Genomic DNA, 13,085 nt, shown 5'->3' on the forward strand with positions numbered 1-13,085 from the left:
AAACGCGGAGACCGGCGCACCGTATTTATGCGGTACGCCGGTCTCTGGAGAAAGGAAAGATGGAAGAAAGCGTTTTTACTCCTCTGTAAAGAGGCTGTCCAGCGCGTCCGTCAGGGTGGTGACCGCGCTGCGGTCCACCAGTCTGGGCGTACCGCCGTTAAAGACGGCCAGACAGGAACTGGTATCGTAGGCGTACAGTTCCAGGGTCAGCTCGGTAAAGTAGGTGCTGTCCCGGTAAATGGTAAAGCTGGCCAGCAGCTCCCCCTGATTTTCGCCGCCGGCATCGCCGGTGGCAGTCAGAGCGTCAATAGCATTCAGCAGACTTTCCACACTGGTGTTATCCATTTCCGTACCGTTCCAGGTGTAGAGGGGCACCGTCTCCGTCACCGTATCCCCGCCGTCGGCGGTGGTCTCCTCTTCCTGTTCGTCAAAGGAGATGGTGTTTGTGGTGCCGTCAACGGTCACTTCCAGCCGATCCACGGTATTCCAGTCCACGCTGCAGATCTCCGCCGGGCGCAGAGAGGAATAAGAGGTATAGCGCAGGCTGTCCGCCGTGTCGCTGTTGATCAGATAGACCATACGGGAGTCCGCCAGCCGTGCATAGGTTCCCTCATCGGTATCATTGCCCAGGTAGAGGACAAAGGTCTGAGGCTCGGCTTCGGTGTCGCTCTCCTCCTCGTCGTCCTCACTGCTGGAGGGCTCATAGGTGAGCACAACCTTGACGGCGGAGCTTTCCTCCAGGCCCCAGGCCGCCAGCTCCTGGTCGTCGGCGTCATAATTCACGCAGGAGATCCAGGTCAGACCGGTCACACTGGCCGTCAGCGAGGTCACCTTGCCGGTGTCCAGAGCCAGCTGTGTGCCGTCCTCCTGCTCCAGGAACCAGTGTGCGCTGCTGTCGTAGTAGAGGCTCTCACTGTCCTCCACATAGGACACACTGATGCTGCCGCCGGGCTGGGTCACGGACAGGCCGGTCACCGTACCGAACATGGGCAGGCTCTCCATCTGGACCATGTCGTACAGACCCAGGGAGAAGGCGTCCCCCAGGGAGGAATCCACCATATAGACCTTGGACTCGTCCCCATTGTACAGCAGATAGTACTCCTGAGACACCTCGTTCTGGTCCCCCACAGCAAAGGTATAGGCGGTGCCGTCGGCATCGGTGGCGGTAACAGTCAGGGCCGGTTCATCCAGCCCGTAGTCGGCCAGCTCTCCCGGCTCATCCAGCACCCGGCTGGCAGTCAGGCCGGACAGGACGCTGGTCATATTCTCGGGCACGCTCTGATCCAAAGGAAAGACATCGTCGTCAGCATAGCTCCAGCTGTCGTCCTCCTTCACCAGCGCCAGTGTGGCGCCTTCATAGGTCCATTCCAGCCGGGAGGCCTCCTCCGGCGCCGCCAGGGCCACGCCTTCCTCCTCTTCGGTGGGTTCGGCGTAAACGGTGCGGGCCACAACATATCCCGCGCCCAGCACCACCAGGGCACAGCACAGGATGATCAGTTTTTTCCCTCGGTTCATCAGCGTCTCCTCCTTCGGATGGTCACCACAGCGCCGCACGCCAGGAAGGCCAGAGGCACCACAGCCACCAGGATCAGGCTCCAGGTGGAGGCGGTGGAGGAAGGCACCGTCAGATACTCCGTGGACAGGTCCTTGGCACGGATGGAGATGGCGCTCTCCCGCTGGCACATCCAGTCCAGCGCGTTGAGGAACAGGTCGTTGTTGGCCCCCGCCACCCGCATGTTGTTGTCGCTGTCAAACATGTAGCTGGTGGTGAGCCATACGATGCCGGTCTGGCCCCCTTCCACCTCCTCAGTGATGGCCACACCCAGGGCAAAGGGACCGTCGGTGTCTCCCTCCTCCTTGTCGAAGGTGGTGATGTTGTAGCCATCCGCCTTGGCATAGGCCGAATCGGAGGTGGTGAGCAGCTGGGTCACCGTCAGGCCGTCCCGCAGCTCGTCGGAGACCGTGATCCCCTGCGCCACAGGCATGAGGATATAATAGCCATCCATCAGAGGCTGGGTAATATCGTGGCTGTTGATGTCGGGCAGCAGGTAATAGTTATACCCCCGCATATGATGGTCGCTGTCACCCTCCAGTACAATGCCGTCCATCAGGGCGGTTCCATAGTACTCCATCAGCTCCGCCAGATTGGGCATGTCCGTATCGGTGTAGTCGGTGACCAGCAGCAGCTTGCCGCCCCCCTGGAGATAGGTCAGCAGCGCGTCCTTCTCGTCAGAGGAGATATCCCGCTGGGGCGGGTAGAGGATAATAGCGTCTGCATCTTCGGGAACGTCCTCCCCGTTGACCAGGGACAGCTCCTCCAACAGCAAGTTTTCGTCCTCGGCTCCCTCGCTCAGCTCGCTGGGCAGGTCGCTCTCGCCGTGTCCGGTGAGGGTGTACACCGTGGGCAGATCCTCATTGGTCACATAGTCGATGGCGGAGGTCAGCTCGCTCTCACCGGCAAACTGGGTAGAGGTGGTGCCGTTGGTATAGTAAGAGGAGTAGTCGGTCACATAGATATCATAATAGCTGATATACCGGCTCCGGTCCCCGCACACCACGATGAGGGAGTTGTTGTATAGAGTGGCATCGGTATACTGCTGGGCAAAGCTGGGGTAGACCACCGGGTCCTTCTCCACCACGTCCAGGTGCTTGGACAGACTCTTGTACCGCTCCAGCAGCTGCTCCATGGTGGAGTCCTGGCTGCCGTCCTGGACGATCCAGTATACCGTCACATCCTCCTCCAGCCCGGCTACCAGCTGCTCGGTCTGGCTGGACAGGGAGTACAGACCGGTATCGGTCAGGTCCACCTTGGTCCAGGAGGCGGGCAGAGCGCCCACCATCAGATTGAGGGCCACCGCAATGGCAATGACAATGGCGGCGGCGGCCAGACTGTAGCCGCCCGCCCGAAAGGCCCGGCTGCGGAAGGAATTCCGGGCCCCGCTCCAGTCGATCTTCCGCTTCATCAGCTCCACCTCCGTTTCTCCATGGACTGTACCGCCAGAAACAGCGCCACAGCAATGACAGACAGGAAGTAAAGCGATGCGGTCAGATCAAACACTCCGTCTGCAAAGGCATAAAACCGCTCAAAGACCGACAGCCCGTCCACCAGGTTGCTGAACAGGTTGGAAAAAGAATCGGGTACCAGCAGGTAGGCCACAAACAGGGCAACCTCCCCCGCAATGGCCACCACCAGCGCCGCGGGAGTGGACCGGGTAAAGATCCGCACCAGTCCGGCGACCACCAGCACCGTTACCAGCAGGGCGGCCAGGGAAGCTCCGGTGGAGTCGGGTACCATAGAGGACAAGTCAGACATGAAGTAGAGCAGCAGCATTACGCCGAAGCACAAACCGGCGGCCACCGCCTGATTCTCCGTCAGGGAGGAGATAAACAGCCCGATGGCGGCCAGGGCGGCAGACAGCAGGAAGAAGCCTGCCAGAGTCCCGTAGGCGGTAGGGAGAAATACGCTGCCGAAGTTGGACAGCAGCAGGGGATAGAGCCCCATGATCACGCAGGGGATGGCCACCACGGTGAGCATGGCCAGGTACTTGCCCAGCACTACCCGGGTCATACCCAGGGGCAGGGCGTAGAGCAGCTGGTCGGTCTTCTGCCGCCGTTCCTCCGCAATCACCCGCATGGTCAAAATGGGGATGGCAATAAGGAAAATGATGGTCATGGCCTGCAATACATATTCAAAGTTGGGATAGCCGGCGTCCAGGTTGTACACCATGGTATAGATGCCGGCAAAGACCAGCAGAAAGGCAATAAACACATAGGCAGTCATGCCCTGAAAGTAGGAGCGCAGCTCCCGCCGATAGATGGCTGTCACGGCTCCTCACCCCCCTCTTCTTCCGGCTCACTCTCCGGCAGGTCCTGGGCGTCGTCCGCTTGCTCCTGGGACACCTGCTCCGCCCCGTCGGCGGCGGTGAGCTCCAGGAATACGTCCTCCAGACTGGCCTTCTTCCGGTCCATTCGGAGGATAGGCAGCCCCGCCCCCGCGCAGGCGTAGAATACCCGCTCGCTCACCTCGTCGGTGGCCTCGGTCTCCAGGGAGACCTGAATCCTTCCCTCCTCGTCGGGGCGGCAGGTCAGAGAGGCTACACCCTCCAGCGCAGCCAGCGCATCTCGGGCCGCCTCTTCTCCGCCCTTGAGGGTCAGCTCCAGGGTGGTAGCCCCGGCGAAGAGCTTTTCCAGGTTGTCCGGGGTATCGCTGGCCACCAGCTTACCCTTGGACAGGATCATGATCTGGCCGCACACCGCCCGCACCTCGGACAGGATGTGGCTGCTGAGGATGACGGTGTGCTCCTTGCCCAGCTCCTGGATCAGATCCCGGATCTCAATGATCTGAATGGGGTCCAGACCCACCGTGGGTTCGTCCAGGATAATGACATGGGGGTCCCCCAGCAGGGCCTGGGCAATGCCCACCCGCTGCTTGTAGCCCTTGGACAGGTTTTTGATCAGCCGGTCCCGGACGCCGCCGATCTGGGTCACCTCCATGGCCCGGTCCAGCTGGGCGCCCCGGGCCTTCCGGTCCACATCCTTGGCCTGAGCCACAAACTCCAGGTATTCCCGGGGCGTCATATCCGGGTAGACCGGCGGCTGCTCCGGCAGATAGCCGATGAGGGCCTTGGCCTTGGCCGGCTCCTCAAAGATATCATAGCCGTCAATGCGGACAGTCCCCTCCGTGGCCGCCAGGCAGCCCGTCATGATGTTCATGGTGGTGGACTTGCCCGCACCGTTGGGCCCCAGGAAGCCGTAGATCTGTCCCGGTTCCACCGTCAGATTCAGGTCGGACAATGCCGTATGGCTGCCGTACCGCTTGGTGAGATGGTCGATCTCAATCAAATGCGTTCCCTCCTTACGCGTACCGCGGTAACACGGACGCTGCCCCCAATTATAGGGTGCTTACTTAAAAGCAATCTGAAAAAGACTGGGGCAAGGGGAAAAATTTGCAGTTTGTTCAAAAACAAGCCATATTTCTGGCACAGCTGCCCATTACACTGGAGTCACTTTGCAGACAGAGGTGGACACAGCAATGAAGATCCTGGTAGCAGACGACGAGCGGGACATGGCTGACGCACTGGAGGCCATGCTCCGGCGGGAGCACTATTCCGTGGAGGCGGTATACAACGGGCGGGACGCCCTGGACTACGGGCTGTCCGGCCTGTATGACTGTCTGGTGCTGGACCTGATGATGCCCGGCATAGATGGGTTGGAGGTCCTCACCACCCTGCGGGAGCACGGCATAGACACCCCCATCCTTCTGCTCACCGCCCGGGGGGAGATCCCAGACCGTATCCGCGGTCTGGATGCCGGTGCCGACGATTATCTCACCAAGCCCTTCGCCATGGGGGAGCTCACCGCCCGGGTGCGGGCCCTGACTCGTCGGAGGAACAATATTGCCCCCGACCGGCTGACGGTGGGGGACCTGACCCTGGACCGGACTACCTTTGAGCTCTCCGCCCACGGCTCCTCCCTTCGGCTGGCCGGTAAGGAGTACCAGCTGCTGGAGCTGCTCATGCGTAAGCCCGGTCTTCGGCTGTCCACCGAACAGCTGATGGAGCGGATCTGGGGCTGTGACAGCGACGCCGACGTCAGCGTGGTTTGGGCCAATATCTCCTTCCTCCGCCGCAAGCTGGAGCGCCTTCATGCCCAAGTAAAGATCACTGCCAGCCGCGGCCTGGGTTATGCTGTGGAGGCAATCCGTTGATCCGCTCTCTGCGGCGCCGTTTTCTGGTGATCGCCATGCTCTCCCTGGCCGGGACCCTCTTCCTGCTCTGTCTGGCCATCAATCTGGGCTACCGCCTTGTCAGCACCCACCGGGCGGACACCGTGATTGGCACCCTCCATCAAAACGCCGGCTCCTTCCCCAGCCCGGAGGAGGTACCTCCGGACCCCGGCGCCCACAGCGGTTTTCTGCTTACCCAGGAGACTCCCTTTGAGACCCGCTATTTCACCGTTCATCTCTCATCGGACGGAACACAGATGGACGTAAACGCCGACCACATCGCTGCCCTGGACCCCGACATGGTGGCGGACCGGGTGGAGGAGATACTGGACAGCGGCAAGGCCTCCGGCTATCTGGGATATTATCGTTATGGTGTGTTTGAGGAGGAGGATGGCATTACCATTATCGGCCTGGACTGCTTCTTGCAGCTACAGGCGGTAGGCAGTGTGCTGCGCATCACCGTGCTGGCCTCCCTGGCCTGTATCGCCATCGTTTTTGTACTGCTGGTGCTCCTCTCCCGGCGGGCGGTCCGCCCCTTCGCGGAGAACCTGGAAAAGCAGCGGCAGTTTGTCACCGACGCCTCCCATGAGCTGAAGACCCCCCTGGCCATTATCTCTGCCAATACCGGACTGCTGGAGGCTACTCTGGGCGACAACCGCTGGCTGGCGAGCACACAGGCTCAGATCACCCGTCTGGACCGGCTGATCCATCACCTGATCGAACTGGCCCGCACCGAAGAAGCCCTACCTGACGAAGAGCTGGAGCCGGTGGATCTCAGTCAGCTGGCGGAGGATGCCGTTCAGGATTTCCAGCCTCTGGCGGAGGCCGCCGGCAAAACCCTGGATGCCGCCATACAGCCCGGTCTGGTGATCCGGGGTTCCGGAGGAAATCTGGCCCGGCTGTGCGGCCTGCTGCTGGACAATAGCGTCAAGTATTGTGACCCCGGCGGCCATATCCGCCTGGCCCTGTCCCGGCGGGGACGGGGCGTGCAGCTCACCCTGTCCAATCCCTGCGCCAGTCTGGACCCGTCAGTCATTCCCAAGCTGTTTGATCGTTTTTACCGGGCGGACAACTCCCGGGCCCGAGACAGCGGCGGCTGCGGTATCGGTCTGTCCACCGCCCGGGCCATTGTCCAGCGGCACAGGGGCAAGCTCACCGCCCGGGGCATGGACGGCGGCATCCAGTTTACCGCCTTTTTCCCCCTCTGATCCGCCCCTGCCGGGTTGCCAGCAGGAAAGATTGTGGTATAATATCAGAGGAATTTTCATCCGGAGGTAACGCCATGCGCATCCTCATCTCTCCCGCCAAGAAAATGCGGGTAGACACCGACAGCTTTGCCGCCCCCACCCTTCCCGCCTTTCTTCCAGAGACGGAGAAGTTGCTGGCCGCCCTGCGGACCATGAGCCCCACCCAGCTGCAAAAGCTGTGGAAGTGCAACGACTCCATTGCAGCCCTCAATCAGGCCCGACTGGAGACCATGGACCTCCACCGGCAGCTTACCCCTGCCATTCTGTCCTACGAGGGCATTCAGTACCAGTACATGGCCCCCGGCGTCTTTGACCGGCCTGCTTTGGACTATATCGCCGCACATCTGCGCATCCTCTCCGGCTTTTACGGCCTCCTGCGGCCCTTTGACGGGGTCACCCCCTACCGTCTGGAGATGGCCGCTCCCCTGTCTGCGGACGGAGCAAAGGACCTGTACGCCTTCTGGGGGGACAAGCTGGCCCGTGCTCTGGCGGAGGAAACCGATCTGGTGGTCAATCTGGCCTCCAAGGAGTACAGCAAGGCGGTACTCCCTCACCTGCCCGCCCATATCCATGTGCTGACCTGCACCTTTGGTGAGCAAAAGGGGGACAAGGTGGTGGAAAAGGGCACTATGTGCAAAATGGCCCGGGGCGAGATGGTGCGCTGGATGGCGGAGCATCACGCCCAGCAGGCGGAAACCCTTCAGCATTTTGACCGGCTGGGCTACCGTTTCTCTCCCGCCCACTCCCGGGCGGAACACTATGTCTTTTTGAAGGAGGATATTTGATATGCTGGAAGTCGGAGCCCGTGCGCCGGACTTTACCCTGCCGGACAAGGACGGCAACCCCGTCACCCTGTCCAGTTTTCTGGGCAAGCGAGTGGTGGTCTATTTCTATCCCCGGGACAACACCCCCGGCTGCACCCGCCAGGCCTGCGGCTACGCCGCTGCCTATGATGAGTTCAAGGCCCTGGACACGGTAGTCATCGGCATCAGCAAGGACTCCGTGGCCTCCCACCAGAAGTTTGCCCAGAAGCATGAGCTGCCCTTCATTCTTCTCTCCGACCCGGAGCTCACCGCCATCCAGGCCTACGGGGTCTGGCAGGAGAAGAAGAACTACGGCAAGGTCAGCATGGGTGTGGTCCGCTCTACCTTTGTTATCGACGCCGACGGCGTTATTGAAAAGGTGATGCCCAAGGTCAAGCCGGACACCAACGCCGCCGACATTCTGGCCTATCTGAAAGGATAAAAGAAAGGTGCTTTGCGGACCTGTTGGTCCGCAAAGCACCTTTTTATAAAAGCAAACGATATTCTGTCGTTCGGGCCGCCCGGCGCCGGCGCAATGCGCAAAAACACTTGAACTTCCTTTGATTCCCTGCTATAATCGTCTCGAAAAACAAAAATGCGGCAGCTTGCGGGTGCGCCAACACCCGCAAGCCTGCGCAGGTGCTAGCCCACCTACACAACGGCCATCCGGCCGCACCGCATGGAACATTATACGACAATCCGGCCCTTCTTTGCAAGGGGTGGTTTTGTTGTTATTCTTTCATGCATCTGTGTTGCATTGAGAAGGATGCTCCTTCTTACGCTGTGTAGGCTTTGCCCTGCACAGCGTTTTTGTTTTTCGCCCAACCCCCGGGGGCGTAAGCCCCCGGGATGGTTGAGGTGAAATTCAAGAAAGAAGGGAAGATTTGAGTATGAGACGCACGCCAGGGATAATATGGGGTTCTCCCCACCGACCAACCGGCCGCCGCCCCGGGAAGCACAACTGTAGGAGGTGATGGCATGGATGTTTACACAAAGAGAAAAGCTGTCCTGCTTCTCCTCGTGTTGGCCGGTTTTGTTTGTTATGCGTTGCCATTTGGCAGGGTCTCTTTCATCATCACGCTTGAATTTAGCGGCTGGGAATACCTCTCCCTTCTGTTCCGGTATTCTATGTATGAGGACATCCTGAATTTCTCTATCCTTCTAGCAGTGATTCTATTGGCCGTGGAGGCTATCCTGCTTGTCAGAGTAGACCTGCGCTTCTTGGAATCAAAACATAAATATAATGACTCCAGCAGTAAATATATTGCACTTCTTCCTGGAGTCGGCGCAGCCTTGCTGACTGCTTGGTGTATAGGCTTCATGAGCGGTGAAGACAGCATGTTTGGCAAAATTGGCTTTGGTCTTTACCTTACTATAGCGGTGTATATTATCAACGCCGCCGCTGTCTATTTGGTTTTGCGGCGTCCAAAGCAAGTGGGCTTTTCTGTGCATACAAAGCAGAAATAAGAACTTTGGTCTGTTGCAAAATGCAGTTTTCAGACCTGGGAAGAAATTTGTGCATTTAAAAAGTGAGCGGGAACCGCTGTTTAGACGGTTCCCGCTCACTTTTTCTTTGACCTAATTTTCCAAAATTTTGTTTTGCGGCAGTCCCGTTTTGATCATCAGTTGTGACTTTTCCGTCCATCCGGGCTAAATCCCGCTCGGGCTTCCGCATGGCTGAGCACCGGCAGCAGCACCGCGCACACCACAACGCCGGTCAGACCCTGTACCACGTTGAAGGGCACGCCTGCCAGCACTGCCGCCGCTGCTGCCGCCAGGCTGCTGCCTGCCAGAACCATCATCCCTACCTCATAGAGGAAATAGCCGCCAACCATGACCGCCTCGGCGGGGAGTCCGCACAGAAGCACACCCAGCGGGACAGAGATATGGGCTTTCTTCCGGCAGAGCCCATACAGACACCCGCCCACCAGTGCCGTCAGCGCCTTGATGACAAAGGTCCCCGGCACCCACGCCGTGTAGCCGCCGAACAAGTCGGCCAGCATGGACCCGATTCCTGCCGCCGCCGCGCCCAGCCCGGGTCCCAGCAAAATGCCGCAGATCAGCACCATCCCATCCCCCAAATGGATATACCCCAAGGTGGGGGTGGGGATCCGGATCACCATGGTGGCAGCCGTGGTCAGCGCCGCCAGCAGGGCCGCCATGACCATACGCCTGGTTTTGAGGTTCGCCATACAGAAACGCCTTCCTTCCGTTTTTTATCTGTGCCCCCAGTATAGGTCGAATCTGATCTTTTTAAAATAGCCAATTTTAATCTATTTTATAAGGTCAGATTTGATAAGATATTTTAGCTGCCACCATAAAACAGAGCCCGCCGGCATACCGGCGGGCTCTGCGTATTTCGGATTATACCCGGGTCCAGGTGGTCCCTTCCTTGCTGTCCTTGATCTCTACGCCCATCTCTTTGAGCTGATCACGAATGGCGTCTGCAGTGGCCCAGTCCTTGGCCTTCTTGGCCTCCAGGCGCTTGGCAATGAGAGCCTCGATCTCCTCGGCCCCCTCCACCGGAGCGGCCTCCTTCTCCTTGAGGGCAGCTGCCTTGTCCAGCAGACTCAGGCCCAGCACCTGGTCAAAGCTGGCGATGAGGGCCCGCTTGGTGGCATCGTTGGTATCCGCCTTGAGCACGTCATACAGGGCGGTAACACCCAGAGAGGTGTTCAGATCGTTGCCCACCGCTTCAATGAAGGCCGCCTTGTACTGATCGAACACGGCCTGATCCACGTCGCCGTCCTCGGCCAGCGCGGCCACACGGGCCACCAGCTTGTCGTAGGCCACCTTGGCGTTGTCCAGGTTCTCCCAGGAGAACACCAGGCCCTTGCGGTAGTGGGACTGGAGGCAGAAGAAGCGGTAGACCAGAGGATCGTACCCCTTCTCCTCCAGCAGGGAGACGGTGAGGAACTCGCCGCTGGACTTGCTCATCTTGCCGGAGTTGGTGTTCAGGTGATGGACGTGCATCCAGTATTTGCACCAGGGGTGGCCCAGATAGGCCTCCGACTGGGCAATCTCGTTGGTATGGTGGGGGAAGGCGTTGTCGATGCCGCCGCAGTGGATATCCAGATACTCGCCTGCATACTTCATGGAGATGCAGGAGCACTCAATGTGCCAGCCGGGATAGCCCACGCCCCAGGGGGAATCCCACTTCAGGGCCTGATCCTCAAACTTGGACTTGGTGAACCACAGCACAAAGTCGTTCTTATTGCGCTTGTTCAGGTCCTCCTCCACGCCCTCACGGACGCCTACCGCCAGGTCCTCCTCGTCGTGGTCGTTGAACACATAGTATTTCTCCAGTTTGGAGGTGTCAAAGTACACGTTGCCGCCGGCCACATAGGCATAGCCGGTGTCCAGCAGCTTGGTGATGACCTTGATATAGTCGTCGATCATACCGGTGGCGGGCTGCACCACCTCGGGGTACTTGATGTTCAGCTTCTTGCAGTCGGCAAAGAAAGCGTCAGTGTAGAACTGAGCGATCTCCATCACGCTCTTGTGCTCCCGCTTGGCGCCCTTTAACATCTTGTCCTCACCGGTGTCGGCGTCGGAGGCCAGGTGGCCCACGTCGGTGATGTTCATGATGCGCTTTACGTCATAGCCCTCATAGCGGAGGAATTTTTCCAGCACGTCCTCCATCAGATAGCTGCGCAGGTTGCCGATATGGGCAAAGTGATACACGGTGGGGCCGCAGGTGTACATGGACACCTTGCCGGGCTCATGGGGAACAAACTCTTCTTTTTTGCGGCTTGCGGAGTTATACAGTTTCATGGTAATTCGCTCCTTATTGATTTTGGCTTCTTGCCTGTTCATCCATCAGCTTTTCCAGCCACTCCAGCCGGGAACTGATGGCCTGCAATTCTTTCTGTACCGGGTCGGTGACGTGGATCTGATCCACAGAGGAGGCGTAATCCACCTTCTCCCCGGCAATGCGCACCACCCGGGCGGGCACGCCCACGGCGGTGGCGTCGGGGGGGATCTCACTGAGCACCACCGCGTTGGCGGCGATGCGGGAATTGTCCCCCACCTTGAAAGGGCCCAGTACCTTGGCGCCGGTGGACACCATCACGTTGTTGCCCAGGGTGGGGTGGCGTTTCCCCTGGTCCTTGCCGGTGCCGCCCAGGGTGACCCCGTGGTAGATGAGGCAGTCGTCGCCGATCTCGGCGGTCTCGCCGATGACGATACCCATGCCGTGGTCGATGACGAACCGGCGGCCGATCTTGGCCCCGGGGTGGATCTCAATGCCCGTCCAGAACCGGCTCCACTGGCTGACGAACCGGGCCAGGAATTTCAGTTTGTGGCAGTAGAGGAAGTGGGCAAACCGGTGATAGATGATGGCGTGCACACCGGGGTAGAGCAAAAAGATTTCCAGACGGCTCCGTGCCGCCGGGTCGCGGGCCTGATAGGCCCGCAGGGTCTCGCCGAGTCGGGTCAGGAAAACCACCTCCAAAGAAAAACGCCTCTTATGCATCTGCACAAGAGGCGATCAAATCGCGGTTCCACTCTCATTTCTCACTCAATGGCTTATGACGGGGCCAGCCGGGGGGCATCCACATCCCCCGCGCTCCCGGACGCACATTCTCCAGTTACTCCCTGGGACCGCTCTCAGCCGGTGACGTTCCCTCTCTGGCGGGTACTCGCTGGGTACTATTTCCGTTCCTCGCGCTATTTGATTACCATAGTATACTACCACGTTTCCCTTTTGGTGTCAAGCAACGGGACCCTTGCTTTTTCCCGCCGCCGATGATATCCTGTACCCAGAAAGGTGCGAAAGGAGGCACATAATGGCGCTGATTCATTGTCCCGAGTGCGGCAAGGAGATCTCCGACAAGGCCCCCGCCTGCATTCACTGCGGCTATCCCCTCTCCTTCGTTTCTCCGGAGCAGGCGGAGCCCGACCGCTTCACCCTGTTTCTCAGCTACTGCCCCAGCTACCCAGACATCCGGAGCAAAACCATCCGTGCCCTGACCGAAACGCTGAACTATTCCCCAGAGGACGCTAGATCCATGGTCCGTGCCGCCCTCCGCACCCCAGTTCCCCTCCGGCAGCGGCTTACACAGGAGGAAGCCCAGGATCTGGCGGACCGGCTGAAGAAAACCGGCGCCAGCTTCCAGATCTCCGATGGCCCTACCCTGGAGCGCACCGGCGTGGCCGTAGCCATACCCGGCGACCAGCTTACCTTTGGCCGGGCGGTGGGGGCGGTGGTTCTGGGCCTTCTTGCCTGGAACTGCATCGCATTTTTCCTCAACCTTCTTCTGGCTTACATTTTATAACCATATCAGTCCAAAAGGGCGCGCTGCTGTGCAG

At 59.6% G+C, this 13,085-nt stretch carries 13 protein-coding genes; 6 read left to right on the forward strand and 7 right to left on the reverse strand.

What is annotated here, in order from left to right; all coding sequences use genetic code 11:
- Window positions 1-75: 75 nt before the first annotated feature.
- Genes B5G34_RS14470 through B5G34_RS14485 form a run of 4 tightly spaced genes read right to left on the reverse strand, consistent with a single transcriptional unit; the run spans window position 76 to window position 4,842 of the window.
- The gene (locus B5G34_RS14470; RefSeq protein ID WP_087339053.1) at window positions 76-1,515 is read right to left on the reverse strand and encodes a DUF4340 domain-containing protein; all 1,440 of its coding nucleotides are present in this window, start codon (window positions 1,513-1,515) and stop codon (window positions 76-78) included.
- Window positions 1,515-2,963: a GldG family protein gene (locus tag B5G34_RS14475; RefSeq protein ID WP_140397262.1), complete on the reverse strand. Its 1,449-nt coding sequence runs from the start codon at window positions 2,961-2,963 to the stop codon at window positions 1,515-1,517. The genes B5G34_RS14470 and B5G34_RS14475 overlap by 1 nt, the downstream gene beginning before the upstream one ends.
- Entirely contained in the window at window positions 2,963-3,826 is an 864-nt protein-coding gene (locus tag B5G34_RS14480) for an ABC transporter permease subunit (protein WP_087339059.1), read from the reverse strand. The genes B5G34_RS14475 and B5G34_RS14480 overlap by 1 nt, the downstream gene beginning before the upstream one ends.
- Window positions 3,823-4,842: an ABC transporter ATP-binding protein gene (locus tag B5G34_RS14485; RefSeq protein WP_087339062.1), complete on the reverse strand. Its 1,020-nt coding sequence runs from the start codon at window positions 4,840-4,842 to the stop codon at window positions 3,823-3,825. The genes B5G34_RS14480 and B5G34_RS14485 overlap by 4 nt, the downstream gene beginning before the upstream one ends.
- A gap of 190 nt (window positions 4,843-5,032) precedes the next feature.
- Here B5G34_RS14485 and B5G34_RS14490 point away from each other — a divergent pair, with 190 nt between their 5' ends.
- From B5G34_RS14490 to B5G34_RS14510, 5 genes are all read left to right on the forward strand, one after another.
- Window positions 5,033-5,707, forward strand: coding sequence for a response regulator transcription factor (locus tag B5G34_RS14490; protein ID WP_087339065.1), 675 nt, complete (start codon window positions 5,033-5,035; stop codon window positions 5,705-5,707).
- Window positions 5,704-6,933: a HAMP domain-containing sensor histidine kinase gene (locus B5G34_RS14495; protein WP_087339068.1), complete on the forward strand. Its 1,230-nt coding sequence runs from the start codon at window positions 5,704-5,706 to the stop codon at window positions 6,931-6,933. The genes B5G34_RS14490 and B5G34_RS14495 overlap by 4 nt, the downstream gene beginning before the upstream one ends.
- Window positions 6,934-7,007: 74 nt before the next feature.
- Complete coding sequence (gene yaaA / locus B5G34_RS14500) at window positions 7,008-7,757, forward strand: peroxide stress protein YaaA (RefSeq protein ID WP_087339071.1); 750 nt, start codon at window positions 7,008-7,010, stop codon at window positions 7,755-7,757.
- Between the two features lies 1 nt (window position 7,758).
- Window positions 7,759-8,217, forward strand: coding sequence for a thioredoxin-dependent thiol peroxidase (gene bcp / locus B5G34_RS14505; protein ID WP_087339073.1), 459 nt, complete (start codon window positions 7,759-7,761; stop codon window positions 8,215-8,217).
- Between the two features lie 536 nt (window positions 8,218-8,753).
- Complete coding sequence (locus B5G34_RS14510; protein WP_087339074.1) at window positions 8,754-9,242, forward strand: hypothetical protein; 489 nt, start codon at window positions 8,754-8,756, stop codon at window positions 9,240-9,242.
- Window positions 9,243-9,397: 155 nt separating this feature from the next.
- Here B5G34_RS14510 and B5G34_RS14515 read toward each other — a convergent pair whose 3' ends face one another.
- The 3 genes from B5G34_RS14515 to cysE form a co-directional block, all read right to left on the reverse strand.
- Window positions 9,398-9,967 (reverse strand): ECF transporter S component, encoded by a 570-nt coding sequence (locus B5G34_RS14515; RefSeq protein WP_087339077.1) that lies wholly within the window; start codon window positions 9,965-9,967, stop codon window positions 9,398-9,400.
- A gap of 172 nt (window positions 9,968-10,139) precedes the next feature.
- Complete coding sequence (gene cysS / locus B5G34_RS14520; RefSeq protein ID WP_087339080.1) at window positions 10,140-11,549, reverse strand: cysteine--tRNA ligase; 1,410 nt, start codon at window positions 11,547-11,549, stop codon at window positions 10,140-10,142.
- 13 nt (window positions 11,550-11,562) lie between these two features.
- Window positions 11,563-12,228, reverse strand: coding sequence for a serine O-acetyltransferase (gene cysE, locus B5G34_RS14525; RefSeq protein WP_242957069.1), 666 nt, complete (start codon window positions 12,226-12,228; stop codon window positions 11,563-11,565).
- A 334-nt stretch (window positions 12,229-12,562) separates the two neighbouring features.
- On the opposite strand from cysE, the gene B5G34_RS14530 reads away from it, so the two are divergent.
- Window positions 12,563-13,051, forward strand: coding sequence for a zinc-ribbon domain-containing protein (locus B5G34_RS14530; RefSeq protein WP_087339085.1), 489 nt, complete (start codon window positions 12,563-12,565; stop codon window positions 13,049-13,051).
- The last annotated feature ends 34 nt before the right edge of the window (window positions 13,052-13,085 follow it).

It is taken from the genome of Flavonifractor sp. An82, from assembly GCF_002159265.1.
Taxonomy (GTDB): domain Bacteria; phylum Bacillota; class Clostridia; order Oscillospirales; family Oscillospiraceae; genus Flavonifractor.

What these genes read in the sequence shown, in the direction of transcription:
- B5G34_RS14470 (WP_087339053.1), bottom strand. Translation starts at nt 1,515, where the DNA reads ATGAACCGAGGGAAAAAACTGATCATCCTGTGCTGTGCCCTGGTGGTG.
- B5G34_RS14475 (WP_140397262.1), bottom strand. Translation starts at nt 2,963, where the DNA reads ATGAAGCGGAAGATCGACTGGAGCGGGGCCCGGAATTCCTTCCGCAGC.
- B5G34_RS14490 (WP_087339065.1), top strand. Translation starts at nt 5,033, where the DNA reads ATGAAGATCCTGGTAGCAGACGACGAGCGGGACATGGCTGACGCACTG.
- yaaA (WP_087339071.1), top strand. Translation starts at nt 7,008, where the DNA reads ATGCGCATCCTCATCTCTCCCGCCAAGAAAATGCGGGTAGACACCGAC.
- bcp (WP_087339073.1), top strand. Translation starts at nt 7,759, where the DNA reads ATGCTGGAAGTCGGAGCCCGTGCGCCGGACTTTACCCTGCCGGACAAG.
- B5G34_RS14510 (WP_087339074.1), top strand. Translation starts at nt 8,754, where the DNA reads ATGGATGTTTACACAAAGAGAAAAGCTGTCCTGCTTCTCCTCGTGTTG.
- B5G34_RS14515 (WP_087339077.1), bottom strand. Translation starts at nt 9,967, where the DNA reads ATGGCGAACCTCAAAACCAGGCGTATGGTCATGGCGGCCCTGCTGGCG.
- cysS (WP_087339080.1), bottom strand. Translation starts at nt 11,549, where the DNA reads ATGAAACTGTATAACTCCGCAAGCCGCAAAAAAGAAGAGTTTGTTCCC.
- B5G34_RS14530 (WP_087339085.1), top strand. Translation starts at nt 12,563, where the DNA reads ATGGCGCTGATTCATTGTCCCGAGTGCGGCAAGGAGATCTCCGACAAG.